The organism is Kushneria halocnemicola (assembly GCF_965650455.1).
Lineage (GTDB): Bacteria > Pseudomonadota > Gammaproteobacteria > Pseudomonadales > Halomonadaceae > Kushneria.
The window spans coordinates 2,003,621-2,027,396 of the sequence record NZ_OZ287968.1 but is presented as its reverse complement, the minus strand read 5'-3'; the positions used below and the strand labels follow the sequence as shown (position 1 = coordinate 2,027,396).

The window sequence follows — 23,776 nt, the reverse complement described above, 5'->3', positions numbered from 1 at the left end:
GCTGGTATCGTAGTAGAAAGAAGGCCGCCACCTGCCCGGCAGGCAGATGGCGGCCGAACGCGGCAGTCAATCAGCCGCGCGGGCAGATCTCTTCATCAGAGAAGAAATAGGAGACTTCGCGCTGGGCAGATTCCGGTGCATCGGAGCCATGAACGGCGTTGGCGTCGATGGAGGTAGCGAAATCGGCGCGGATGGTGCCGGCTTCGGCCTTTTTCGGGTCAGTGGCGCCCATCAGCTCGCGATTTTTGGCGATGGCGTTGTCACCTTCCAGCACCTGAACAACGACCGGCCCGGAGGTCATGAAGGAGACCAGATCCTTGAAGAAGGGGCGCTCGCTGTGCTCGGCGTAAAAGCCCTCGGCTTTTCCCTGTGACAGGCTGACCATCTTGCAGGCCACGACCTGCAGACCGGCCTTCTCGAAACGAGAGATGATGTCGCCGACGGCATTTTTGGCAACGGCGTCCGGCTTGATGATGGAGAGAGTGCGTTCCTGGGCCATGTTAAGGGCTCCTGACAGACTGATGAGTTCAAAAATATTCGTGATTCACGATAGCACAGAGCCGGCAGCTGCTATAACAGCTGCCGGCTCCGGCAAAAATCGCGCCATTATAGCTGTCGCTGGCGCAACATGCATCCAGAGTGCAAGCGTCGGGTCAGACGCTGAAGCTCTCACCGCAGCCGCACTCGTCACGGACGTTGGGATTGTTGAAACGAAAGAAGCGGTTGAGCCCTTCGCTGACATAATCCACTTCGGTGCCGTCGAGCACGGACAGCGCCTCATTATCGACAATGACCCTGACACCGTGATCTTCAAACACCTGATCATCGGCATCGATGCGATCGGCATAATCGAGCACATAGCTGTAGCCCGAGCAGCCGCTGGGCTTGACCGCCACGCGCAGTCCTTCGCCGCTGCCACGCTCTTCGAGGACGTGGCGAATCTGGTGAGCGGCGGCTTCGGAAATCGAGATCCGGGCCATGATGTTGTCCTCCCCGGTGATGCGCATCGAGTGCGCGAAAGAATAAAAGTGTTCAGGCGCTCTGGCGCGTGCGCAGGTTTTCCAGAGCGTTCGAAATTGATTCAAGAGCCTGATCGATCTCCTCGGTCTGGCTGAAACGGCCAAAACTGAATCGAATCGAGGCCAGTGCCCGCTCCCGAGGTACGCCGATGCCGGTCAGTACGTAGGAGGGGTCCACGCTTGCCGAGTTGCAGGCCGAGCCCGTGGACACCGCAAGCCCTCGCAGCGCCATGATCAGCGCCTCGCCATCAATGCCTTCAAAGCCGACATTGATGATATTGGGCACGTGCGCGCCGCCTTCGGCATTGATCCAGGTGCCCTCAAGACCACGAAGGCCCCGGCAAAAGCGTTGACCAAGCTGTTCAAGATGGGCGTTGTCGCTTGCCTGCTCGTCCTGCGCCAGGGCAAAGGCCTTGCCCATGCCGGCAATCTGATGCGTTGGCAGCGTGCCGGAGCGCATGCCGCGCTCATGACCGCCGCCGTGAATCAGCGCCTCGATCCGGGTGCCGCGACGGACATAAAGCGCGCCGATACCCTTGGGACCGTAGACCTTGTGTGCCGACAGCGACAGCATGTCGACGGGCAGGGTGCTCATGTCCAGGGGGATTCGACCGGCGGCCTGAGCGGCATCGACATGAAAGGCAGCGCCATGTTCTGCCGCAACGGTACCCAGCGCCTGCAGATCATTGATGCTGCCCAGCTCGTTGTTGACCGCCATCAGTGAGACCAGAATCGTGTCCGGACGCAGTGCCTGCTGCAGGGCTTCGGGCGATATCGTGCCATCGGTGCGAGGCGCAAGATACGTCACTTCAAAGCCTTCACGTTCCAGCGCTGCGGCACTGTCGAGCACGGCCTTGTGTTCGATGCTCGAGGTGATCAGATGTCGACCGCGGGCCTGATGAGCGCGCATGTAACCGATCAGTGCCAGGTTATCGGCCTCGGTTGCCCCCGAGGTCCAGACAATCTCGCGCGGGTCGGCACCGATCAGGTCACTGACCTGGCGACGGCCGGTCTCGACGGCCTGCTCGGCCAGCCAGCCCGACATGTGGCTGCGTGACGCCGGATTGGCAAAGGTGCCCTCCAGCGTCAGATGACGTGCCATGACCTCGGCAACACGCGGGTCGACCGGGGTTGTGGCCGCGTAGTCAAGGTAGAGAGGCATGGTGCTCATGATGCTTTCCTTTATTCAGCGTCATGACCATCAACACGACGCACAATAACGTTATGACGTATAAGCCACCGGCAGCACGGCAATCTGATTGGCGCTGTCCTGCTGTCGGCAGGCGATGCGCTGAACATCGTGACGATGGATCAGTTCCTCGAGCGTAATACGCTCGAGAAAATCATGTATGGCATCGGACAGATCGCTCCAGAGATGGTGCGTCAGACAGGTCGTACCCTGTTGGCAGTCGCCCGTACCCTGACAGCGGGTGGCATCAATGGACTCGTTGACCGCATCGATAACGCTGGCCACGGAAATATCCCTGGGCGCTCTGGCCAGAAGATAGCCGCCGCCCGGGCCGCGAACGCTGGTGACAAGCCCCTGACGACGCAGCCTGGCAAAAAGCTGCTCGAGATAGGACAGCGAAATGTCCTGACGTGTCGAGATATCGGCCAGGCTGATGGGCGAGCCATCGCCGTGCAGGGCCAGATCAAGAATGGCTGTAACGGCGTAGCGGCCTTTGGTCGTCAGACGCATGATCCAGATTCCGCAGCATGACAGTAATCGTTGATTATGATAATCCCGAGCGATCCGGTCAACAATTGCAGAGGGCAGCCGCAGCGGGTCGGACGACTCAGTGTGAGCCCTCATCCTGATCCGTCGGCCTGGTAGCACTGTTTTGCAGACGATCCACCCGCGTCAGAATGCCGCGCAGCATGTTGAGTTCCATCACATCCATCCGGCTTCTCATGTAAAGACGGCGCAGGCGCGCCATCAGCTGGCGCGGGTTGCCGGGGTCGTGAAAGCCGATATCGATCAGGGTGCGCTCAAGGTGTTCAAAAAAGCGCTCGGTGTCGGCGTGGTTGGCCAGCGGATTGTCCCACTCCACGCCAAAGGGATAGGCCGAGCCGGGCAGGGCGTCTGACGGGCCTGTCTGTGTGGCAAGGAAGGCCTGGCGACATTCATAGGCCAGCACCTGGACGGCTGCGGCCAGATTGAGCGAGCTGTAATCGCTCGATGTCGGAATGTGAACATGGGTATGGCAGCGCTGAAGCTCATCGTTGGTCAGTCCCTTGTCCTCTCGGCCAAAGACCAGGGCCACCGTGCTTTTGTTGTCCTGCATCTCGCCGGGCAGGCGGGCGGAGAATTCCCGCGGTGAGCACAGCGGCCAGGGCAGATGGCGCGAGCGCGCGCTGGCGCCGACCACCCACCGGCAGTCGGTGAGCGCCGGTTCCAGCGTGTCGTGCAGCGTGGCCCGCTCAAGGATGTCATCGGCGCCCGAGGCTCTGGCAATGGCCTCGGGCGTGATGCCGTCGCAGCGCGGTGCGACCAGCGAGAGCTGCTCAAGCCCCATGGTTTTCATGGCGCGCGCGGCGGCGCCGATATTACCGGGATGACTGGTGCCGATCAGAACAATACGAATGCGCTCTAGCATGAAAATCGCCGTGATACAGAAAACGTGGGCCGTTGGGCAGTAGAGGGCATGATTCTATCACGGTGCGCCCCCCGCCTGCCCTGATTGAGCGCTGGCGCGTTTGTGGCGTCTCTGCTAGCATCGTCGGCCACTTTTCCGGACAGTCCGCTTTTTCAGATCACTCATTTATCGCGTCGCCGGTGTGATGGCCCGAGGCCATGTCGCACCGGCGGCGTTTGACTCTGTCAGCTACTGACCCGCCTTCGCTCTTTAACAGCACTCGGTTCGAGGATTGATCATGCATCCAATGGTCCAGTTTGCCCTGCGCGCGCTGCGTGGCGCCCAGGAACAGTTCGTTCGCGTTCGCGACCGACTTGATATTGCCCGTGAAGACAACACGCTTGATACGCTGCTCAGCGAAACGGCCCAGCGCGCTGAAACCCTGATTGCCGCCCAGTTTGGCAAGGGCTACCCGGAACACGGCATGTCAGGGCGCTACATCGGCTGGAACGACGGCCGTGGCGAAGGACGTGATTACCACTGGAAGATCGAAATCTTCCACGGCTACGCCAACCTGGCGTCCGGCACCTCGGGCTGTGCGCTGTCGATGGTCTGCCTCTACAAGGGCCGTCCCGAACATGCCGTCATCATCTCTCCCTTTACCGATGAAGAATATCTGGTCAGCCGCGGTCGCGGTGCCCACTACAACGGTCGCCGCATGCGCGTGCCCACGCGCACCAGCATTGAAGGCAGCCGTATCGCACTGGGCCTGCCCGAAAGCTTTATGCGCGAGCGCTACTTCTCGACCTGGCAGATTCTGACCACTCAGCTGGGCGCACGTGTCGATATGCTGCGCGCATCGGGTTGCCCGCTGCTGGATATGCTGTCGCTGTGTGCCGGCCATGTTGATGCCGCCTTTATTTTGGGACTCGATGAGCAGGACATGCACATCGTCAGCCTGGTGCTCAAGGAGTGTGGTGCACTGTCCGGTACGCCGCAGGGGACGCCGCAGATCAAGGTGGAAGGGGCGCTCATGGCCGCCTCGCCACGCCTTTTCAAGCAGCTGGTACAGACCATGGGCAGCGCCGGTCTGGCGAACCTGTAACGTCTGTCAGCAAAAACGCCTGTGGTTGATACCAAAAAGGGCCCGCCTCCATGAGGCGGGCCCTTTTTTATCGTGCGTTTCAGCTTGAGAACGCGAAAGCAGCGTTACGGGGTTTCATCATCGGCGGCATTTTCGCGTTTGGCCGGGATCAGATCCTCTCGCTCCAGCCTGACCAGCAGCAGCATGGCCGCCGCCACGTAGATGGAGGAGAACGTCCCCAGCACCACGCCCACAATCAGGGCCAGCGCGAAGTTATGGATCATGTCGCCGCCCAGGAAAAACAGCGCCAGCAGCACCAGCAGGGTCGTGCCCGAGGTCGACAGCGTTCGCGACAGGGTCTGGTTGATGGCGTCGTTGAAGATCCTGACCAGATCGTTGGACTGGGAGCGTCGAATATTCTCGCGGATGCGGTCATAAACGATGATGGTGTCGTTGAGCGAGTAACCGATGACTGCCAGTACCGCGGCCAGCACCGTCAGATCGAAGTCGAGACCGAGCAGGGCAAAAAAGCCCAGCAGGATCACCACGTCATGACCCAGCGAGATCAGGGCACCAAGGGCAAACTTGTACTGAAAGCGAAAGGCCACATAGAGCGCCACCACGCCAAGGGCGATCAGCATGCCCAGCCCGCTCTGGTCGCGAAGCTGGTCGCCGACCTGGGCGCCGACATATTCGGCACGAACCAGATCGACCTGCTCGCCCTGGGCGCGCAGGGCACCGAGAACCTGCTGGCCGATGCCTTCATCGAAGGTCTGCTGCAGACGCACCAGTACGTCGGTATCGGCGCCAAAGGTCTGCACCGAGTAATTGCCAAAGCCTGCCTCGCCGAGTTCGTCACGAACCTCGTCCAGAGAGGGGGCCTGCGCGTAGCTCACCTCGACCTGGGTGCCGCCGGTGAAATCAAGACCCAAACTCAGGCCCTTGACGGCCAGCGCCCCGAGGGCGATGACCGTTAACAGGATGGAGATGATGTAGGCAGCCTTGCGCTTGCCCATGAAATCAATTTGCGTCATTTGCCGGCCTCCTCAGATCCACAGCTTCTTGAGCGACTTGCCGCCTACGACAAGGTTGGTAAGGGCACGGCTCACCATGACAGCGGTAAATACCGAGGTCAGAATGCCCAGCGACAGCGTGACCGCAAAGCCCTTCACGGGACCGGTACCGATCGAGAACAGGATGACCGCCACCAGCAGGGTGGTGATGTTGGCATCCAGAATGGCGGTAAAGGCGCGCTCATAGCCGGTATGAATGGCCTGCTGTATGGAGCGACCCCGCATCTCCTCGCGTATGCGCTCAAACACCAGCACGTTGGCGTCTACCGCCATGCCAAGTGTCAAAACGATACCGGCAATGCCCGGCAGGGTCAGGGTGGCGCCCAGTACCGACATGGCCGCGATCAGAAGCGTCAGGTTGACCGTCAGGGCCAGATTGGCGATCAGACCAAAGCCCTTGTAGCGCACGATCATGAACGCCAGCACCAGAATCAGGCCCACGATGACCGACATGACGCCGCGATCAATGTTCTGCTGACCCAGGCTTGGCCCGATCGTGCGCTCCTGCGCGAAGTAAATGGGTGCGGCCAGCGAGCCCGAACGCAACAGCAGCGACAGTTCGCGTGCCTCGGTTGGTGAATCCAGACCGGTGATGCGGAACTGATTGCCCAGCGCGCTCTGGATGGTGGCCAGACTGATGATGCCGCGCTCGGTGTAGGGCACGCGCTCCTCGATTTGTTCACCATCGCGCGTGACGGTGCGCGTACGGGTCTTGTGTTCGATGAAAAGCACGGCCATGTTGCGCCCGATATTGGCGCGCGTGGCGCGGTTCATGTGGCTGCCGCCCGGGCCATCAAGATTGATGTTGACCTGGGGGCGACCGCTGTCATCAAAGGAGGTGCTGGCGCTGGAGACGCGATCACCGGTGATAATGACATCACGCTCGAGCGCGGCTCGACGACCGCTGTCGTTACGGAAATCAAACGCCTGCTGCTGATCGGCGCTGGTGCTGTCGCTGGCTTCCAGGCGGAACTCGAGGTTGGCCGTTGCCCCCACGATGCGCTTGGCCTCGGCGGTATCCTGCACGCCCGGCAGCTCCACCACGATACGGTTGGGGCCCTGACGCTGCACCAGCGGCTCGGACACGCCCAGCTCGTTGACGCGGTTGCGCAGCGTTGTGAGGTTCTGATTAACGGCGTAGTCCTGAATGTCGCTGATGGCCTGGTCGGTCAGCGTCATCTCGAGCACCGGGCCTGCGTCGTCATTGTTGGCCAGGGTGAACTCGTTGTACTGCCGGCTGAGCAGGGCTCGCGCCTGGCTGCGATCTTCTGCGTTGGCAAAGGTGAAGCGGATTTCGTTATCGCCGGTGGTATTGTTGCGATAGCGAATGCCTTCGCTGCGCAGTGCCTCGCGCATGGCGCTGGCGTTGACATCCAGACGCTGATCGATGGCTGCATCCATGTCCACTTCCAGCAAAAAGTGCACGCCGCCGCGCAGATCAAGCCCCAGATTCATGGGTTTGGCGCCGATGCTCTGCAGCCACTGCGGCGTCGAGTCGGCCAGGTTGAGCGCGACGGTGTAGCCCTGTCCCAGCGACTGGCTGACCACATCGCGAGCGGCGGACTGCTGCGAGCTGTTCTCCAGTCGTATCAAGGCGGTACCGTCGTCAAGCTCTCGTGACTTGATGGCGATGCCTGCCTGCTGGAGTATCTGATCGACACGATCCATCTCGCCGTTGCCGACGCTTGTACTGCTGTTGGCCGCGCTGATCTGGATGGCCGGGTCCTTGGGGTACAGATTGGGCAGTGCATAAAGAACGCCCACAATAAACACGAGGAGTATCAGCAGATACTTCCAGAGGGGATAACGATTGAGCATCGTGGCCCTGTCCTGATTGGCTGGTGGCTCAAAGAGCGCTTTTGGGGTCGTATCAATGACCACAGGGCCCGGCCAATGGTTCAATCACCACTGAACGAGCCCCGGGTAAAAGACGACATGTTGTGTCCAACACGTCGCGAGCAGGTAATGGCCCCGCCGATACGAAAGCGACGCTCGCCTGCCGTTACTGGGTTCAGATCGATTTCAGTGTGCCCTTGGGCAGTACGCTGATAACCGAGCTTTTCTGAACGTTGACTTCAGTACCTTCGGCGATTTCCAGGGAGATGAATTCGTCACCGACCTTGGTCAGACGCCCCATCAGGCCACCGCTAATGGCGACTTCATCGCCTCTGGAAAGCTCGGACATCAGCTTCTTGTGTGCCTTGGCACGCTTGGACTGCGGACGCCAGAGCAGGAAGTAGAAAATCAGTACAAAGCCGACCAGCATGACGATCTGACCGATGGCACCTGCGCCACCGGCACTGCCGGCGCCTCCTTCTGCCATGGCTGCCGGAATCAGGTACTCGAGCATGAGGTTTCCTCTAGGAATGATCTTGTTCAGTGGTGCTCTGTTATAAGCCGTTTACGCCTCAAGTGGCGGGACCGACTGGCCCCGGCGCGCATAGAACGCTGCCACGAAGTCCGCCAATGTACCCGCTTCGATAGCCCCGCGCAAACCGCTCATCAGCTGCTGATAATGTCGCAGATTATGGATGGTATTGAGCTGTGCACCCAGCATTTCACCGCAGCGGTCCAGGTGGTGCAGATAGCTGCGTGAAAAGTTCTGACAGGTGTAGCAGTCGCAGCCTTCCTCCAGCGGACGGGTGTCGTGGCGGTGGGTGGCGTTGCGAATGCGAATGACGCCGTCAAAGGTAAACAGATGGCCGTTGCGGGCGTTGCGGGTCGGCATGACGCAGTCGAACATGTCGACGCCGCGACGCACGCCTTCGACCAGGTCTTCGGGCTTGCCCACGCCCATCAGATAGCGCGGCTTGTCGTCCGGCATCAGCCCCGGCAGATAATCAAGCACCTTGATCATCTCTTCCTTGGGCTCGCCGACCGACAGCCCACCGATGGCCAGACCGTCAAAGCCGATCCGTTCCAGCCCTTCCAGCGAGCGTTCGCGCAGTTCCCGATGCATGCCGCCCTGGATGATGCCAAACAGCGCAGCAGGGGAGTCGCCATGGGCGTCCAGTGAGCGCTGCGCCCAACGAAGCGACAGCTCCATCGAGGTCCGGGCTTCCTCGAACGTGGCCGGATAGGGGGTGCACTCGTCAAAGATCATGACGACGTCGGAGCCCAGCGAACGTTGCACTGCCATCGACTCTTCCGGGCCCATGAAGATTTTGGCGCCGTCGACCGGTGAGCGAAAGTGAACGCCGGCCTCGGTGATCTTGCGCATGTCGCCCAGCGAAAAGACCTGAAAACCGCCTGAATCGGTCAGGATCGGCTTGTGCCACTGCGCAAAATCGTGAAGATCGCCGTGGGCCTCGATCACCTCGGTGCCCGGTCGCAGCCAGAGGTGAAAGGTGTTGCCCAGAATGATGTCGGCACCGGTGGCCTCAACATCCTTTGGTGTCATGCCCTTGACGGTGCCATAGGTGCCTACCGGCATGAAGGCGGGGGTTTCAACGCTGCCGCGTGGGAAGGTCAAACGCCCACGGCGGGCGCGACCATCGGTTGCCATGCGCTCAAAGCGCATGAAGCAGTCCTGTCTCATGAAAGATCCTGTCGGTACCTGAAAATCATCAATACAAGGGGCGTCATGACGTGCAATCAGCCGCGCTGCCGGGTGAGATACATGGCGTCGCCGTAGCTAAAAAAGGCGTAGCGTTCATCAACCGCGGCCTGGTAGGCCCGCATGATGTGGTCATGGCCTGCAAAAGAAGCCACCAGCATCAAAAGCGTGGATTCCGGCAGATGGAAGTTGGTGACCAGCGCGTCCACGCACTGCCATTGATAGCCGGGATAGATAAAAATATCGGTGTCGCCGCTGAAGGCCTCGATTGTCTCGCTGGTGCTGTGTCGACAGGCGCTTTCCAGACAGCGCACGCTGGTCGTGCCCACGGCAATCACTCGATTGCCTCGGTTTTGAGCGGCGCGTACCTGTGCTGCCGTCGCCTCACTGACCTCGATCCATTCACTGTGCATGTGATGCTCGAGGATATTGTCGACCCGGACGGGCTGAAAGGTGCCGGCGCCCACGTGCAGCGTGACAAACGCCTTCTCGATGCCCCGGCTTTCCATCGCCTCAAGCAGTGCTTCATCGAAGTGGAGGCCGGCGGTAGGGGCGGCAACCGCGCCATCGTGGCGCGCATAAACGGTCTGGTAGCGCTCGCGATCGGTGTGCTCGTCTTCGCGCTCGATATAGGGCGGCAGCGGCATGTGGCCGTGCGCTTCAAGAAGCGCGACCAGCGGCGTGTCGCCCTCAAAGCGCAGCTCGAACAGGGCGTCGCGTCGGCCTTCCACCACAGCGTGGATATCGCCTTCGAAGACAATGCGGGTGCCGATTCTGGGGGCCTTGCTGGCGCGCAGGTGGGCCAGGCCGCGATGGGCATCCAGCGGGCGTTCCAGCAGCATCTCCACGCGTCCGCCACTTTCCTTGTGGCCGAAAAGGCGCGCGGGAATGACGCGAGTGTCGTTGAACACCACCAGATCGCCCGGCGCCAGATGCTCAAGAAGTGCCGGAAAGCGGGTGTGTTCAAGATCGCCGCTATTGCCATCGACGCACAGCAAACGACAGTCGCTGCGCTGGTCGCTGGGGTAACGGGCAATCAGCTCATCGGGCAGGTCAAAATGAAAGTCGGCGCGCTGCATCGGTTATCAGGGTCGGTTTTGTAAAAGGGGTGGCATGATAGCGGATGGTAGCGGTCGGCGTCATTGACGTGTTGGCCACGACTCGTATAATACGCCTCGCGCAACACTGCCGGTGTGGCGAAATTGGTAGACGCAGCGGATTCAAAATCCGCCGGACTAATCCTCCGTGTCGGTTCGAGTCCGACCACCGGTACCACTCCCTCCTTTTGTTGTTGCTTCTGTCGCATTCCCCGCTTTTCGTTTCTTTGCTTGCCACCTCTCCCCGCAGGGCGTGTATTCTAGTCGATTGTATCTGTTTCAATCGCTCACGACATGGAGGGAGCCCGGGTGTCCCAACAAAGCTGTATGGTTCGGCATTTTCAGCATTTTACCGATCTCTCCGAGTCGGAAGTCGAACTTTTGAGTACGCTTGAAAGATCTCCCGAACAGCTCAAAAACGGTGATTTCCTGTGGCGTGAAGGCGAGCCCGCCGAAGAACTGGCCGTGCTGAGCCAGGGCTGGGCCTATAGCAGCTATCTGCTGGAAGATGGCAGCAGGATGATTCTGGATATCTTCATGCCCGGCGATGTCATCGGTCTTCGCGAATATGCCATCGATGTCCATCAATCGACCATCGAGGCCATTACCGACTGCACGTTTTGCCGCTTTCCACACTGCCATCTGGACAACGTTTTCGAAAAATCCGGCCGGTTGACCAGCACCTTTTTTTCCATCTCGGGCATTCAGCAATCCATGCTGGTCGAGCGCATGGTCAACCTGGGGCGCCGGAATGCGCAGAGCAAGCTGGCTCATTTTCTGTGTGAAACGCGCAGTCGCCTTTCCCGAACCAATGAAGGCGGTCTCAATGAGTTCAGGCTGCCGCTGTCTCAGCAGATGCTGGCGGATCTGATGGGATTGACGCCGGTTCACGTCAGCCGGGTGTTTTCTATCCTGCGCGAGCAGTCGCTGGTCTATCGCGACCGTCACCGGATCAGCATTCCGGATATCGGTCGACTGGAAGAGTTTGCCGATTTCAGAGAAGGCTATCTTCGGATGCGGCCGAAAGCCTTTGATGTCTGAGTTGTCGCGTCAGGAGGCGTCGGGCAGAAATCCGGAGCGCGGCAGCGGGCTTGATGAATCCCTGGCGTATTAAAAAGCTAATACTATATCGCGTATCAAGGCCTGGCTTTTCCATGTTTTAAATTGCCGAAAACAAGAACTTTCAGTACTTAAATGTAGGGTCGGCTGTCACTAATGTTTTATTTTTAGTACACAGACGTTAACACGGCCCGAAACTGGCAAATCGGCATAATTTACTTTCTTTTATTACATTAGATTCCTCTGCCAGTGTCATCTGTCAGAGGGTCCGGTAATGGCCAGCGCAAATGTTTCCAAGGCTCCAGCGAGGGGTCGTATAAGGTGGATGGATGCCCTCAGGGGGCTTGCCATTACCATGGTGGTTTATCTTCACAGTGCCGATTCGATGTCGCTCAAGTTCGAGGACCTCGATCCCATCTTTACTCAGATCAACGGCTATTTTTCACCCTTTAGAATGCCGGCGCTGATGCTGCTTTCAGGGCTTCTGGTGGCGGGGTCGATGCGCAAGGGGGCAGGCCGCTACTTCAAGGGCAAGCTGTCGGGTATTCTTTATCCCTACGTTATCTGGTCAATCATCTGCTATGGCCTTTTTATCTACAGGGCCCATTTCAATGGCAAGCCAGTGGTTGAATTCTGGCACTCGCTGTTTTTCGAGCCGATGACCTATTTATGGTTTATCTATTACATCTTCTTTTATTACGTTATTTCCTTTTTCGTGCTCAGATTGCACTGGAGCGTCTCCATTCTGGGGTCGCTGGCGCTTTATCTGGTTTTGAAGGATACCGAGTTTGACCGCTTCATGTTCCACCTGCCGTTTTTTATCCTGGGCGGTGTGCTGGGCTATCATCTCGAAGCGTTCAAGCACTTCATCGAGCGCACCAGCTGGCTGGCCGGGCTGGCACTGGCCGGGCTTGTGAGCTGGTATGTCATGGCCTATCACGGCACGGTCGCCACCGGCGGTGCCTATCAGCCCATTTCCATGGTGCTGGCACTGGCCATGACGCTGGTGCTGCTGCGAGTGGTCACCTTCAAGTGGGCCGCACCGGTAATGCGTCCGTTTGAGTGGTTTGGCCGCAACTCGCTGGTGCTGTTTCTTGTGCACTTTCCGGTCACCTGGGTGGCGCCTGTCCTCCTCACCCGGGTTGTACACGGTGACCCGGACATGGTCTTTCCGGTTTATTTTCTGGCGGTGCTGGCCATCAGTTCGTTGGCAGCGGTCATGAACAATCGCAGCTCGCTGTTCTCAATGCTGTTTACCGCCAATGCTCTGCTCGCTCGCAAAGCGCCTGCCCGATCAGAGGAACGAATCGGTAATGTCAGTGTTGCCCGTGATTAGTCAGTCGTAGGGTGTCCTGCCAATCGACATGGCCGGCTTTCGAGTCGGTCATGTGTTTTTTGAAATGAAAGACCACTCTTCGCAGGCAAGTGCAACGGGCCCTGAAAGCCCCTAGAATGTCGGCATTCATGTGGCCGGACGGGGATCCAGGTCATGTCTTGTCAGGCCTGAACGGGAGCACCCATGAGCGAGGGCGTACTGCACTTTTTCTTTATTACGTCAGGCGCGATTCTGACGCTTGTCTTTTTCCCGCTGCTGGCCATGGTGCTCTGGAAAATACTGCGGCGCTGGCGCGAGGAAAAGCGCACTCGGCACTGATCAGGGCGCCGCAGTATTCGCGCTGTCAGGCATTACACTCGGGGGCCTGCAGGTAGCGCGTCACTATCTGACCGTGATGACGCGACAGGCAGCGCGATGGTTGACGGCGCGAGAAACGCTGCCGCCTGCCACGTCCGATGTTCTGTCAAGCCCCTTGTAGCCCATGACGATCGCATCGGCGTCCAGCCGGTGCGCTTCACGCTCGATCACTTCAGCGGGCTGGCCCTGACGAACAAGAATGCTGGTTTCAAGGTCCGATGTGTCGATGGCCTCAAGCGCGGTCTGAATCAGCTGCATGGCCGCATCGTCGCGCGAGGACTGCGAGATCTGAAGGGCGTTGTCGCTTTCTTCAACGATGACGGGAACGTGCAAAAGATAGAGTCGGGCGGCGTTGGCACGCGCCAGATGGGCAGCAATATCAAGTGCCTTGGTGGCATTTCCGGATCCATCCAGCGCAACGAGAATCGTGTGATACATTGGTGGCCTCCTTTTATCCGTGTCATGTCACTGTCATCAGGTGACATGAAAGTACAAGACTGACGCGGCGTGTCAGCGGCGAACTGCCCTTATGCGCTCTTCCGGGTTAAAAGGGCGCCCCGTATGGAAAGGGCAGATACTAAAACGCCCGCACCAAAGGGTACGGGCGTATGAACAGCGCAACGATTCAGAAGCGACGACCCAGCAAAAGACCGGCGACCAGTCCAATGGCGGCGCCTGCACCAATGTAGCTCCAGGCATTTTCATGGACGTGACGGTCAAGATCACGTGCCCCTTCTTCGGTCAGCTCCCAGGCGCGCTGCCCCTCATCTTCTACCCGATCACGCGCCTGATGCCAGCGATGGCCGATCTGATCGCCGGCGCCCTTGAGGCGATTGCGTACCTTGTCACCCGCTGAATCAAGCTCGTCTTCATAACGTGCCAGAGCACGTGCGCCTCGCTTGTTCAGCTCCTTTTCATAATCCTTGAGTCGACGAGTGGCTCGGCTATCGCTGGATGAAAAAATGCCCATCTTGTGTCCTCCGTTGACGTGGTCAGGCTTGCTTCAGGTCAATACTGAGCCGGGTCTGGTCAGCATGTGTGGCTGAAAGCGGTGGTCTCTGTCCGGTTCATGCAGCGCCTGCCGGTGATTTCCACGGTCTGCGCTGCGTGATTGGACACTGTATCCAAGCGTAGTTCAGATCAAAACACTTAACCTGGCCTTCATGTTAGCGAAACATTGCCGTCATGGATTGTACAACTACTGCAAAGGAATGAAGGTTTTAGCCGGTTTTTTCGAGTTTTAAAAATAAAAAAAGCATTTAAGGCCAAATAATATGGACAACAGTTTTACCGATGTTACCATCGTTGTACTGCAGGGACGCAGACAGAGAGCATGGAAGCTTTCGTCCAGTCAGGTCGCAGGATTTTCCAGGAAGGAAAGTGGTTCCAGTGCCAAGGAAGGCGCCTGATACCATCTTGATGAACATCTGCCAAATGACGTGCGTCCCGGTACCCCTCACTTTTTCTATCGTGATAGACCCCCATTGATGGCTTCTGGCTGGCTTCGTTGATCGAAGCCTTTTTTATGCGTGGCTTCTGCGTTTCAGGGATATGACGGACTTCGAATATGGAACGGGCAGGCGTAGGATTGTCCGCTTTATCGTCGGAGAGCGCTGTCATGGGATCCTCACGCGTACGTGTTCAGATCGTGAATGCCTTTAATCGACCCGTGGGAAGCGCTCGCCGATGTGATATGCGCCGTCTGCGGATGTGGCATCGTGCTGTCTACATTCTGGTGCTCGACTGTCATGACAGAGTGTGCGTGCAGCGTCGTACCCCATGGAAGGATATTTTTCCGGGCTATCATGATCTCTGCGCCGGCGGGGTGGTCGATGCCGGCGAGTCCATGGCATGCGCAGCACGACGGGAACTTCAAGAAGAGCTTGGGCTGACGCTGACGCTGACCCCTTGTCTGACGCTCCATTTTGAAGAGGGCATGAATGCCTTCGGCAGCGTGTTTCTGGCGCGCTATCGCAACGAGCCCATCAGGCTTCAGGCAAGTGAGGTTGCGGGCATCGAATGGCTGACGCTGGAGGAGGCGCTGGCGCTCGACGATGCCACGCCCGACTCACACCAGGTGCTCAGGTCGCTTGCAAGCAAGGGGGTGGTTCGATAAAAAAAGGCCTGCCGGCAGGCCTTTCAAGGTGTTTTCGTGGCTCAGGTGTCGCGCGTTTCCCTTACCCAGCCGTTGCGGTAGTCCAGCGCCGGTCTGTCATCTTCGGACAGCCAGATCGGACCATCCAGATCGACAATGGCAGCGTGGGCAGCGACCGGCAGCGCCGCACGCATGGCCATGGACGTGCCCAGCATGCAGCCGACCATGATCGCCATATCGTGTTCATGTGCGGCATCGACCATCGCCAGAGCCTCCGTCAGGCCACCGCTCTTGTCGAGCTTGATGTTGATCATCTCATAGCGGTCGCTCAGCAGGGCGACATCCTTTCGGGTGTGGCAGCTTTCATCGGCGCACAGCGGTACCGGATGGGCAAAGTCGGCCAGAATGGCATCCTCGCCGGCCGGCAGGGGCTGCTCGATCATCTCGACATCAAGCCGCGCCAGTGCCTGACAGTAGCTTTCCACGTTGTCTGCTGACCACGCCTCGTTGGCATCGATGATGAGGCGCACGTCAGGCGCCGCCTCCCTGACGGCGCGTACGCGCTCGACCACCTGCTCATCGTTGAGCTTGATCTTTAAAAGCCTGGCCCCTTGCGTTAGCTCCTGACGGGCCGCCTCGGCCATCTCTTCCGGTGTGGCGATGGAAATGGTGTGAGCCGTGACGATTTCACGACCGATCGGCGGGCCCAGGCGCGCTGTCGGCGTGGTGCCTTCCATCGCACACTCCAGTGACCACAGGGCGCAGTCCAGCGCATTGCGCGCCGGCCCGGCCGGCAGGCGCTCAAGCAGTGCCCTGCGGTCGATGCCCTGTTCGATGGCAAGCGATACCTCATCGATCTCTTCCATGACCGACTCTGCACTATGCCCATAGCGCGGCGTCGGCTTGCTCTCGCCCGTACCAACATAGCCATCCTGATGGATTTCAACGCGGATAACTTCAATCGAGGTGCTGGCCCCCCGAGCGATCACGAACGGGCGATCCAGCTGCCAGGTCTGGGTATAGCGCTTGAGCGTACGCATTATGCGGTTCCTGTCGTAAAGGCGGCCACCAGCGGCTCGACACCAAAGCGAACGGGGTCGGTGGCCGGGACGCCGAACTGTTGGCTCAGAGCGTCAAGCTCACGTCGGGCGGTTGCTTCATCAACCTGCGAGGTATTGACGGAAAATCCGGCAAGCTGCACCGCCGGGTTGGTAACGCGCGCGGCCGCCAGGTTGGCCTCAACGCAGGCGGCCATCTCCGGCATTGGCCGATTGGGGAGATGACGCATATGAGCACGCCCCAACTCATGACACATGACGATATAGTCGGGCTGGGCGCCGTGTAACAGGCCCAGGCTGACACCGGCGTAGGCCGGGTGAAACAGCGAGCCCTGACCTTCGATGATATCCCATTGATCGTCTGCACCGGCCGGACTCAGCCACTCCACGGCGCCCGAGATGAAATCGGCAATGACGGCGTCGATGGCCACACCTTCTCCTGCAACCAGCACGCCGCACTGGCCGGTTGCCCGAAAGCGCGCTCTGAAACCGGCGTTTTCAAGGCCGCGCTGAAGCGCCAGCGAGCTGAACATCTTGCCCAGCGAACAGTCGGTGCCCACGGTCAACACGCGCTTGCCTCTGCGGGGTTCGCCCGTGCCCACCTCCAGCGGCGGGTGACTGTGACGAATGTCGTGCAGCGTCACGCCATATTGTTGCGCTAGTTCGGCCACGCCTTCGATGGCATCAAGGCGCTGATGCATGCCGCTGGCGACATCCATGCCATGTTCGATGGCCCGGCAGATAATGTCGCGCCAGTGTGGCGGCAGCTTGCCGCCGGAGTTGGCCACGCCGATCACCAGCGTGCGCGCGCCGCGGGCCACGGCCTCTTCAATGCTCAGGTCCTCGATGCCGACGCTTGCTGTCTGCTCGGTCATGCGCAGCTGACCCACGGCCTTCTCGGGGCGCCAGATGACCACGGCGCGGGCCATCTTGGCCGAGACACTGTCTTCGATATCCCCAAGAAACAGCAGATAGGGTGAAACGATCTCGGCAGGGCGGTAAGGCTGGGTCGTCATCAGGAACTCCGAACGAATGGCTTGGGCATTCATGCAGTGTCGACGAAAAACGCCATAGCTTCGAATGCTGTTTTGTCGCCTCGGTATAACAAAAACGTATGCCACAGCCTTTCAGGCACTTTGCCAGCGTCGTGCATGGATGGCGAGCTGCTCGATCAGCAGGGTGCGCAGTTGATGCGCGCAGTGGGGCTGAGGAACGTGTCGCGCCTTTAAAAGCGCCACGTTCATGTCAAGCGCCGGGGCAAGGGGCAGGACCTGTAGCCGGTCTCGGTAGCGCTCGGCGGTAAAGGGGTCGACGATGCCTGTTCCGCCGCCGGCGATGACCAGTTCGGCAATCACGCTATAGGTCTTGACCCGCAAACGTGCCGTTGGCATCAGCCCTTCGGCCTCGAGTGCCTGATTCAGCAGGGCGCCCAGCGGGTCCTCTTCCGGCATCAGGATCAAATCATGGGCATTGAGCCACTCAAGTGTCACACAGGCGGGTGCCGGCATTTGCGCCGGCAGCAGTGCCTGCATGGGCGCGCGCATCAGGTGCTCGCACTCGATGCCTTCGGGTGCCGGCTGCTCAAACGCCAGCGCCATATCCAGCCGGTGGGCCAAAAGCTCCTCGCACAGAGTGGAAAAGTGCGAGGTGACCAGCTCGATTTCCAGCGCCGGCAGCACTCGTTGAAGGGCGATCAATGCCCCCGGCATGACCAGATGTCCGGGCGCGTGGGATGCCCCCAGACGCAGATGCTGGTCGACGCCATGACGCAGCTGGCGGCCCAGCTGGTCCACCACATCAAGCTGTTTGACGGCCGCCTCGATGGCCGGCCACAGCCGTAGCGCCTCCGGCGTCGGCGTCAGTCCGCGCGGATGACGCTCGAACAGGCGAACGCCCAGCGTCGTTTCGGCGTGAGCAAGCGTTCGCGTCACGTTCGGCTGAGAGACGTTGAGGCGACGGGCAGCCGCGCTAACGCTGTTGCAGCTGATCAGAGCGTGGAAAACTTCGATGTGGCGCAGTTTCATCGGAAAGCCAGGGTAACAACTGGAGCGACCATGATGCCCGCTGTCGGGGGCGCATGCATCACGGGTGACGGTCCCTGATCAGCACGGCGCGCTTGGCGGGCCAGCGCCAGGCGGTGCTGGTCGCAGACATGCCAGGACGATAGACTCTTGTCAGCGTTTTGAAAGCACTGGCCTTTTGTACCAGGTTATGAAAGCTTGTGCGCCGCAAAGGGGTTTTCGAACCCGATGGCATCAACCTGATCCGACCATGGAGAATACATGTGGCTTTAAAGAAGCTGTTTTACTGGCTTCGGCTGCCCCTGATGGTGCTTTTGCTGGGCACCTTCTCGGTAGCTGCAATGGCAGAGCCCCAAACACCGGAGGCATCCTCGCAGGCCTCCGAGCAACCCTCTTATGCGGCGCTGGCGGATCTGCTTGAAAATGAGCAGACACGTAATGAAATGATCTCGCAGCTGCGCGGTATTGCGCAGGGAGAAGCGCCTTCTGAAGCGTCCGTTAACGGCGAAGCCTCTGCCGGTGTTCCGGCTCAGGAGCAGTCTCTGGGCGGGCGCATCGCGGAAATGACGCAAAATTTTGCTCAGGGCGTTGCCGAGGATGTGACCGATGCCATCGCGGCCTTTCGCAGTGCCGGCGACGGTGAAGGACTCGGGCTGCCCTGGTCACTCTGGGGCAGTATTCTGCTGGCCTTTGGTATTGCCGTGGTCTCGACGGTGGTTGCCTTTTATGCCTTCCGGGCGCTGGTGGCACGCGTTTACCGCCGCATCGATACCTGGGTGGCCAGACAGCCGGCACCTTCCTCGGCACCACCGATCGAGGTGAGTGAGGGTGAGGATGTACAGCAGGCACTCGACGAAAGAGAGCAAAAGCAGGCCGCCGGTGCCCTGCTCAGGCGCTGGGGAGCCGTCGTCGGCGCACTTTTAATCGATGTCATCGTGATTGTGCTGGCCGGTGCCGTGGGCTATGTGGTCAGTCTTTTCTTTGCCGGTGAGAGCGGCGAGATCGGTCGCGCCGAATCGCTGTTTATCAATGCCTTTGTCATCGTCGAGATCGTCAAGGCATTGATCAGAATGGTTTTTTCCACACGCTATGATTCGCTGCGTCTTTTTAGAATGTCCAGCGAAACCGCCTCCTACTGGAACCGCTGGCTGGCGCGCGTGGTGGGTATTACCGGCTACGGTCTGATGGTGGCCGTGCCCATGATCAATGTCATGCTGTCGCCGGCCGCCGGGCAGATGATCAGCCTGATCATCATGATCGGCGTGTACATCTATGCCGTGCGGGTCGTGCTGAAAAACCGCATCACGCTGCGTGACAATCTCAACGGCCGGGCAGACGAGATCAGCTTTGCGTTTTTCAGCACGCTGCTGCGTATGCTGGGACGCACCTGGCATCTGTTCGCGCTGGCCTACTTCACTGTGCTTCTGGTGGTCAGCCAGGTTCAGCCGGCCCAGGCGCTGCCGTTCATGGCGCATGCTACCGTGCAGACGTTGCTGGCAATCGGCATCGGTATCCTGATCTCCTCGGTTCTCACGATCGCCCTGGCGCGACGCATTCATCTTTCCGAGAATCTGCGCGAGCGCCTGCCGATGCTGGAGGCACGCGTCAATTCCTACGTGCCCAAGGCACTCAGAGGACTGCGCATCCTGCTGGGCATCTTTGTGGTGCTGACGGTGCTGGATGCCTGGCGTGCCTTTGATCTGCCGGGCTGGCTGACGTCTGAAAGCGGCGCTGAAACCATCGGCATGATCGTTCATGTGGCGATTATTCTGTCCATCGCCACGCTGATCTGGACAGTGGTTGCCAGCTTTATCGAGCATCGTCTGAGTGCAGCATCCGCGCCAAGCCCCCGCGAGCAGACGCTGCTGTCGCTGTTTCGCAATGCGATCCTGATCCTGATCGTGACCATGACGCTACTGATCGTGCTGTCCCAGATCGGTATCAATATCGGGCCGTTGATTGCTGGTGCCGGTGTCATCGGTCTGGCGATCGGTTTTGGTGCCCAGAAGCTGGTGCAGGACATCATTACCGGCGTGTTCATTCAGCTTGAAAATGCCATGAATACCGGCGATGTCGTGGGCGTTGCCGGTCTGACCGGTACGGCGGAGAAGATCACCATTCGATCGGTAGGGTTGCGGGCACTGGATGGGACCTACCACGTGATTCCCTTCTCCTCTGTGGATACGGTCTCCAACTACATGCGTGACTTTGCCTACCACGTTGGTGAGTACGGTATTGCCTATCGCGAGAATGTGGACGATGCCATCCATCATCTCCATCAGGCCTTTGATGAACTGCGCGATAACCCGGACCAGGCGGTCAACATCATCGATGACATGGCCGTGCCGGGCGTAGTGTCGCTGGGCGACAGCTCGGTCAATATCCGCATCATGATCAAGACCAAACCCGGCACGCAGTGGGGCGTCGGGCGTGCGTTCAACCGCCTGGTCAAAAAGCATTTCGATGCGGCCGGTATCGAGATCCCGTATCCACATACCACGCTCTACTTCGGTCAGGACAAAAACGGTGGCGCACCGCCGGCCAACGTTCATGTTCTGGACGAGTACGTGGTGGAGGAAGGTCAGGCTGGTGCTGCGGGCCAGACGCCTTCAAAAGGCGACAGAGCGAAAACCGTGTCTGCCGGGCAGGCAGAGCGCTCTCGCCTGCGGGAGAACGAAAAGCTGCCTGATGAGGATAACGACGAAGGCGATGGTGGCAACGACGTGGATCGCTGATCCGGATTCGTTGCAACAGCAAAAGGGGGCATCCAGTGGATGCCCCCTTTTTCATGCACGCGTTTTATTCATCCGGTGTGGCGCTGCGTCGAGTGAGGACGACATCCATGAGCATGTTGTAGCGGTGGCGCGTCATCATGGTGGTCAGACCGGAGAACAGCATCCAGAACCCCCGGCGCCAGCGAGTGAGCTTCCAGACATGAAAGGTCAGCTGACGAAGCAGTCGGTCTTCATCGAACGCTCGCCATTCGCCGGCCAGCGAGACCTGGTGGCGCGCCAGTACCGGTGACATCTCGACACGATAGATGCGCTCGAGCTCGCCGGTTGTGAAATCATACTGTTCGATGACATCCGCCATGTGCGCGTAATCGCGCTCGCCCGGCTCACGGTCCAGCCACAGCGGGGCCAGCGCCATCCAGAGGTCACGACGATGATCGAGCAGACGCTGGGGGTCATTCATGTTGTCATGAGACGATGACACCGTTTTCACCCTGCAATATTGAAGCGGTTGAGGGACATTGGCCCCGGCTTGTGCGGACACCTGCGTCCGTACCCGGTAAAATACGCGCCAGGCCGTCATGACTCAATTTTGAGCATCGCCTGGCGTCCTGACGCCCGGCCATCTTTGGCACAGCATTCTTCGGAGGGTATTTCATCTGCTGAAATGCCATCCGTCCATATTTTCGGCAAGAAGAGGTGAGTGTGGTTATCCATCCCAAGGTTCGTGGTTTCATCTGTACGACAACCCATCCGGTCGGCTGCGAGCAGAATGTGCGCGAGCAGATCGAGATCACGCGTTCGCGTGGCGCCATCGAGGGTGGTCCCAAAAGGGTGCTGGTCATCGGGGCCTCCACAGGCTATGGCCTGTCCGCGCGTATTACCGCCGCCTTCGGATGTGGCGCCGATACGCTGGGCGTGTTTTATGAAAAGCCGGGCACCGAAACCCGTCCGGGCTCGGCAGGCTGGTACAACGCGGCTGCCTTCGACAGGCTGGCAAGCGCTGAAGGCCTCTACAGCCGGTCGATCAACGGGGATGCCTTCGCGCATGCAACGCGTGATCAGGCCATCGACATGATCAAAAACGAGATGGGCGGACAGATCGATCTGGTCGTGTACTCACTAGCCTCGCCGGTACGCAAGCTGCCCGACAGCGGCGAAGTGGTTAAATCGGCCCTCAAGCCGATCGGTGAAACCTACCGGGCCACGGCGCTGGATACCAACAAGGACCAGATTATCGAGGCCTCGGTTGAACCCGCCTCACAGGAAGAGATCGATAACACCATTCGCGTCATGGGCGGTGAGGACTGGGAGCTCTGGATCGATGCGCTCGATCAGGCCGGCGTGCTGGCCGAAGGCGCCAGCACGGTGGCATTCAGCTATATAGGCACCGAGATCACCTGGCCGATCTACTGGCACGGCTCGCTGGGCAGGGCCAAGGAAGATCTGGACCGCGCCGCGAAAGCGCTTGATACACGTCTGAGCGAAAAGGGTGGGCATGCCAACGTTGCCGTGCTCAAGTCCGTGGTTACCCAGGCCAGTGCTGCCATTCCGGTCATGCCGCTGTATATCTCGATGGCCTATCGCATCATGAAGGAAAAAAACCTGCATGAAGGCACGATCGATCAGCTCAACCGTCTGTTCCACGAGCATCTGACGGTCAACCAGCCGCCGGCACTGGATGACGCCGGTCGCATGCGTCTGGACGATCGTGAACTGCGTGATGACGTTCAGGATGAATGCAAGGCGCTGTGGCCGCAGGTCACCAGCGATAACGTCTTTGAGCTGACCGACTATGCCGGCTACAAGCACGAGTTTCTCAAACTGTTCGGCTTTGACCGTGATGATGTCGACTATGACGCCGACGTCAATCCGAAGGTCGATTTCGACGTGGTACAGCTCTGAGGACGATCATGGCGCGATTACGACACGCCCGTTGGGCGACGTGGGCACCCGGGGCCGTTTTGTGTGGGGCCCTGCTGCTGTCCGGCTGTCAGAGTGCCTACTATGACGTCATGGAGCAGGCCGGGGTTCACAAACGCGATATCCTGTCGGACCGCGTCATTGCCGCGCGTGATGCACAGCAGGACGCCGATGAACAGTTCTCCTCGGCGCTCGAGCGCTATCAAAGCGTGGTGACGGTGCCCGAAAGTGAACTATCCCGGGCCCATGCGGCGCTTGAGTCTGATTACGCGCGCAGTCAGGCGGCGGCCGATCGCGTCAGTCAGCGCATTGATGCCATTGAAAGTGTGGCACAGGCGCTTTTCCGGGAGTGGGAAGGCGAGCTGGATCAATATCAGAACGAATCATACCGTCGTCAGAGCGAGCGTGAGCTCGAGCAGACACGCCAGCGCTACAGTGACATGCTCGATGCCATGCATCGCGCCGAAGACACCATGCCTCCTGTGCTGACGGCCATGCATGACAACGTATTGTTTCTCAAGCATAACCTCAACGCGCGAGCGATCGGTGCGCTCAAGGGCGAAGTCAGCCAGCTTGAAACACAGATCGCCACGCTCAGGCGTGAGATGCAGGCCTCCATCGAACGTTCCAACCGCTTTATTGATGGGATGGAATCAGCGAACTGACCTGCCGCCTGTCTCCTTTCAGGCAGTCCTTCCGGGCTGCCTTTTTTCTGTCCGATTGCCCCTCTTTTCATTGCCGCCCCAAAAGCTGTATTTTTAGATGTTTCTTATTTGTATTAGTCCTTAAC

24 protein-coding genes and 1 tRNA gene are annotated in these 23,776 nt (G+C 59.3%); 9 read left to right on the top strand and 16 right to left on the bottom strand.

All coding sequences use genetic code 11. The features are described from left to right. Window positions 1-70: 70 nt before the first annotated feature. From ndk to ACS92L_RS09225, 5 genes are all read right to left on the bottom strand, one after another. A complete protein-coding gene (gene ndk / locus ACS92L_RS09245) occupies window positions 71-499 on the bottom strand; it encodes a nucleoside-diphosphate kinase (RefSeq protein ID WP_438764383.1) in 429 nt (142 codons plus the stop codon). A gap of 154 nt (window positions 500-653) precedes the next feature. Then, entirely contained in the window at window positions 654-980 is a 327-nt protein-coding gene (locus ACS92L_RS09240; protein ID WP_438764382.1) for a HesB/IscA family protein, read from the bottom strand. 52 nt (window positions 981-1,032) lie between these two features. After that, complete coding sequence (locus ACS92L_RS09235; RefSeq protein ID WP_438764381.1) at window positions 1,033-2,190, bottom strand: aminotransferase class V-fold PLP-dependent enzyme; 1,158 nt, start codon at window positions 2,188-2,190, stop codon at window positions 1,033-1,035. Window positions 2,191-2,241: 51 nt separating this feature from the next. Next, complete coding sequence (gene iscR, locus ACS92L_RS09230; protein WP_438764380.1) at window positions 2,242-2,718, bottom strand: Fe-S cluster assembly transcriptional regulator IscR; 477 nt, start codon at window positions 2,716-2,718, stop codon at window positions 2,242-2,244. Window positions 2,719-2,815: 97 nt separating this feature from the next. After that, window positions 2,816-3,616, bottom strand: coding sequence for an RNA methyltransferase (locus tag ACS92L_RS09225; protein ID WP_438764379.1), 801 nt, complete (start codon window positions 3,614-3,616; stop codon window positions 2,816-2,818). Window positions 3,617-3,893: 277 nt separating this feature from the next. On the opposite strand from ACS92L_RS09225, the gene ACS92L_RS09220 reads away from it, so the two are divergent. Next, window positions 3,894-4,700, top strand: coding sequence for an inositol monophosphatase family protein (locus ACS92L_RS09220; RefSeq protein WP_438764377.1), 807 nt, complete (start codon window positions 3,894-3,896; stop codon window positions 4,698-4,700). A gap of 104 nt (window positions 4,701-4,804) precedes the next feature. Here the strand turns inward: ACS92L_RS09220 and secF are convergent, their stop codons facing one another. From secF to queA, 5 genes are all read right to left on the bottom strand, one after another. Continuing rightward, window positions 4,805-5,713, bottom strand: coding sequence for a protein translocase subunit SecF (gene secF / locus ACS92L_RS09215; RefSeq protein ID WP_438764376.1), 909 nt, complete (start codon window positions 5,711-5,713; stop codon window positions 4,805-4,807). Window positions 5,714-5,725: 12 nt separating this feature from the next. Then, window positions 5,726-7,570: a protein translocase subunit SecD gene (gene secD, locus ACS92L_RS09210; RefSeq protein ID WP_438764375.1), complete on the bottom strand. Its 1,845-nt coding sequence runs from the start codon at window positions 7,568-7,570 to the stop codon at window positions 5,726-5,728. A gap of 193 nt (window positions 7,571-7,763) precedes the next feature. Next, window positions 7,764-8,102 (bottom strand): preprotein translocase subunit YajC, encoded by a 339-nt coding sequence (gene yajC, locus ACS92L_RS09205; protein ID WP_438764374.1) that lies wholly within the window; start codon window positions 8,100-8,102, stop codon window positions 7,764-7,766. A gap of 51 nt (window positions 8,103-8,153) precedes the next feature. After that, on the bottom strand, window positions 8,154-9,272 hold the full coding sequence (tgt, locus tag ACS92L_RS09200; protein WP_438768450.1) for a tRNA guanosine(34) transglycosylase Tgt: 1,119 nt from the start codon (window positions 9,270-9,272) through the stop codon (window positions 8,154-8,156). A gap of 74 nt (window positions 9,273-9,346) precedes the next feature. Then, a complete protein-coding gene (gene queA / locus ACS92L_RS09195) occupies window positions 9,347-10,387 on the bottom strand; it encodes a tRNA preQ1(34) S-adenosylmethionine ribosyltransferase-isomerase QueA (RefSeq protein ID WP_438764372.1) in 1,041 nt (346 codons plus the stop codon). 108 nt (window positions 10,388-10,495) lie between these two features. Here queA and ACS92L_RS09190 point away from each other — a divergent pair. The 4 genes from ACS92L_RS09190 (at window position 10,496) to ACS92L_RS09175 (ending at window position 13,118) form a co-directional block, all read left to right on the top strand. Continuing rightward, window positions 10,496-10,583 (top strand) — tRNA-Leu (locus ACS92L_RS09190). A 131-nt stretch (window positions 10,584-10,714) separates the two neighbouring features. Further along, on the top strand, window positions 10,715-11,446 hold the full coding sequence (locus ACS92L_RS09185; protein WP_438764371.1) for a Crp/Fnr family transcriptional regulator: 732 nt from the start codon (window positions 10,715-10,717) through the stop codon (window positions 11,444-11,446). Between the two features lie 343 nt (window positions 11,447-11,789). Next, window positions 11,790-12,800: an acyltransferase family protein gene (locus ACS92L_RS09180; protein WP_438764369.1), complete on the top strand. Its 1,011-nt coding sequence runs from the start codon at window positions 11,790-11,792 to the stop codon at window positions 12,798-12,800. Between the two features lie 183 nt (window positions 12,801-12,983). After that, window positions 12,984-13,118 carry a hypothetical protein gene (locus ACS92L_RS09175; protein ID WP_438764368.1) on the top strand — a complete coding sequence of 45 codons (135 nt, stop codon included), beginning with the start codon at window positions 12,984-12,986 and terminating at the stop codon, window positions 13,116-13,118. A 63-nt stretch (window positions 13,119-13,181) separates the two neighbouring features. Here the strand turns inward: ACS92L_RS09175 and ACS92L_RS09170 are convergent, their stop codons facing one another. Together ACS92L_RS09170 and ACS92L_RS09165 are read right to left on the bottom strand one after the other, a co-directional pair. After that, complete coding sequence (locus ACS92L_RS09170) at window positions 13,182-13,595, bottom strand: universal stress protein (RefSeq protein ID WP_438764367.1); 414 nt, start codon at window positions 13,593-13,595, stop codon at window positions 13,182-13,184. A 187-nt stretch (window positions 13,596-13,782) separates the two neighbouring features. After that, entirely contained in the window at window positions 13,783-14,127 is a 345-nt protein-coding gene (locus ACS92L_RS09165) for a DUF883 family protein (protein WP_438764365.1), read from the bottom strand. Window positions 14,128-14,775: 648 nt separating this feature from the next. On the opposite strand from ACS92L_RS09165, the gene ACS92L_RS09160 reads away from it, so the two are divergent. Further along, complete coding sequence (locus tag ACS92L_RS09160; RefSeq protein ID WP_438764364.1) at window positions 14,776-15,273, top strand: NUDIX domain-containing protein; 498 nt, start codon at window positions 14,776-14,778, stop codon at window positions 15,271-15,273. 41 nt (window positions 15,274-15,314) lie between these two features. Here ACS92L_RS09160 and dgcA read toward each other — a convergent pair whose 3' ends face one another. From dgcA to ACS92L_RS09145, 3 genes are all read right to left on the bottom strand, one after another. Next, window positions 15,315-16,292, bottom strand: a complete 978-nt coding sequence (gene dgcA, locus ACS92L_RS09155; protein ID WP_438764363.1) for an N-acetyl-D-Glu racemase DgcA — start codon at window positions 16,290-16,292, stop codon at window positions 15,315-15,317. Then, a complete protein-coding gene (gene dgcN / locus ACS92L_RS09150) occupies window positions 16,292-17,326 on the bottom strand; it encodes an N-acetyltransferase DgcN (protein ID WP_438764362.1) in 1,035 nt (344 codons plus the stop codon). The genes dgcA and dgcN overlap by 1 nt, the downstream gene beginning before the upstream one ends. Window positions 17,327-17,437: 111 nt before the next feature. Beyond that, window positions 17,438-18,334, bottom strand: coding sequence for a LysR family transcriptional regulator (locus tag ACS92L_RS09145; RefSeq protein ID WP_438764361.1), 897 nt, complete (start codon window positions 18,332-18,334; stop codon window positions 17,438-17,440). Window positions 18,335-18,594: 260 nt separating this feature from the next. Here ACS92L_RS09145 and ACS92L_RS09140 point away from each other — a divergent pair, with 260 nt between their 5' ends. Continuing rightward, the gene (locus tag ACS92L_RS09140) at window positions 18,595-21,066 is read left to right on the top strand and encodes a mechanosensitive ion channel domain-containing protein (protein ID WP_438764359.1); all 2,472 of its coding nucleotides are present in this window, start codon (window positions 18,595-18,597) and stop codon (window positions 21,064-21,066) included. 64 nt (window positions 21,067-21,130) lie between these two features. On the opposite strand, the gene ACS92L_RS09135 is transcribed toward ACS92L_RS09140, so the two are convergent. Next, the gene (locus tag ACS92L_RS09135) at window positions 21,131-21,526 is read right to left on the bottom strand and encodes a DUF7079 family protein (protein WP_438764358.1); all 396 of its coding nucleotides are present in this window, start codon (window positions 21,524-21,526) and stop codon (window positions 21,131-21,133) included. Window positions 21,527-21,768: 242 nt separating this feature from the next. Between ACS92L_RS09135 and fabV the strand changes: the two genes are divergently transcribed. Together fabV and ACS92L_RS09125 are read left to right on the top strand one after the other, a co-directional pair. Next, a complete protein-coding gene (gene fabV, locus ACS92L_RS09130) occupies window positions 21,769-22,968 on the top strand; it encodes an enoyl-ACP reductase FabV (protein ID WP_438768448.1) in 1,200 nt (399 codons plus the stop codon). Between the two features lie 8 nt (window positions 22,969-22,976). Further along, window positions 22,977-23,651 carry a DUF2959 domain-containing protein gene (locus ACS92L_RS09125; RefSeq protein ID WP_438764357.1) on the top strand — a complete coding sequence of 225 codons (675 nt, stop codon included), beginning with the start codon at window positions 22,977-22,979 and terminating at the stop codon, window positions 23,649-23,651. Window positions 23,652-23,776 lie beyond the last annotated feature (125 nt).

Excerpts from the sequence above, each read along its gene's own strand:
- ndk (WP_438764383.1), bottom strand. The coding sequence starts at position 499 with ATGGCCCAGGAACGCACTCTCTCCATCATCAAGCCGGACGCCGTTGCC.
- ACS92L_RS09240 (WP_438764382.1), bottom strand. The coding sequence starts at position 980 with ATGGCCCGGATCTCGATTTCCGAAGCCGCCGCTCACCAGATTCGCCAC.
- ACS92L_RS09235 (WP_438764381.1), bottom strand. The coding sequence starts at position 2,190 with ATGAGCACCATGCCTCTCTACCTTGACTACGCGGCCACAACCCCGGTC.
- iscR (WP_438764380.1), bottom strand. The coding sequence starts at position 2,718 with ATGCGTCTGACGACCAAAGGCCGCTACGCCGTTACAGCCATTCTTGAT.
- ACS92L_RS09225 (WP_438764379.1), bottom strand. The coding sequence starts at position 3,616 with ATGCTAGAGCGCATTCGTATTGTTCTGATCGGCACCAGTCATCCCGGT.
- ACS92L_RS09220 (WP_438764377.1), top strand. The coding sequence starts at position 3,894 with ATGCATCCAATGGTCCAGTTTGCCCTGCGCGCGCTGCGTGGCGCCCAG.
- secF (WP_438764376.1), bottom strand. The coding sequence starts at position 5,713 with ATGACGCAAATTGATTTCATGGGCAAGCGCAAGGCTGCCTACATCATC.
- secD (WP_438764375.1), bottom strand. The coding sequence starts at position 7,570 with ATGCTCAATCGTTATCCCCTCTGGAAGTATCTGCTGATACTCCTCGTG.
- yajC (WP_438764374.1), bottom strand. The coding sequence starts at position 8,102 with ATGCTCGAGTACCTGATTCCGGCAGCCATGGCAGAAGGAGGCGCCGGC.
- tgt (WP_438768450.1), bottom strand. The coding sequence starts at position 9,272 with ATGCGCTTTGAGCGCATGGCAACCGATGGTCGCGCCCGCCGTGGGCGT.
- queA (WP_438764372.1), bottom strand. The coding sequence starts at position 10,387 with ATGCAGCGCGCCGACTTTCATTTTGACCTGCCCGATGAGCTGATTGCC.
- ACS92L_RS09180 (WP_438764369.1), top strand. The coding sequence starts at position 11,790 with ATGGATGCCCTCAGGGGGCTTGCCATTACCATGGTGGTTTATCTTCAC.
- ACS92L_RS09175 (WP_438764368.1), top strand. The coding sequence starts at position 12,984 with ATGAGCGAGGGCGTACTGCACTTTTTCTTTATTACGTCAGGCGCGATT.
- ACS92L_RS09170 (WP_438764367.1), bottom strand. The coding sequence starts at position 13,595 with ATGTATCACACGATTCTCGTTGCGCTGGATGGATCCGGAAATGCCACC.
- ACS92L_RS09165 (WP_438764365.1), bottom strand. The coding sequence starts at position 14,127 with ATGGGCATTTTTTCATCCAGCGATAGCCGAGCCACTCGTCGACTCAAG.
- ACS92L_RS09160 (WP_438764364.1), top strand. The coding sequence starts at position 14,776 with ATGGGATCCTCACGCGTACGTGTTCAGATCGTGAATGCCTTTAATCGA.
- dgcA (WP_438764363.1), bottom strand. The coding sequence starts at position 16,292 with ATGCGTACGCTCAAGCGCTATACCCAGACCTGGCAGCTGGATCGCCCG.
- dgcN (WP_438764362.1), bottom strand. The coding sequence starts at position 17,326 with ATGACGACCCAGCCTTACCGCCCTGCCGAGATCGTTTCACCCTATCTG.
- ACS92L_RS09145 (WP_438764361.1), bottom strand. The coding sequence starts at position 18,334 with ATGAAACTGCGCCACATCGAAGTTTTCCACGCTCTGATCAGCTGCAAC.
- ACS92L_RS09135 (WP_438764358.1), bottom strand. The coding sequence starts at position 21,526 with ATGAATGACCCCCAGCGTCTGCTCGATCATCGTCGTGACCTCTGGATG.
- ACS92L_RS09125 (WP_438764357.1), top strand. The coding sequence starts at position 22,977 with ATGGCGCGATTACGACACGCCCGTTGGGCGACGTGGGCACCCGGGGCC.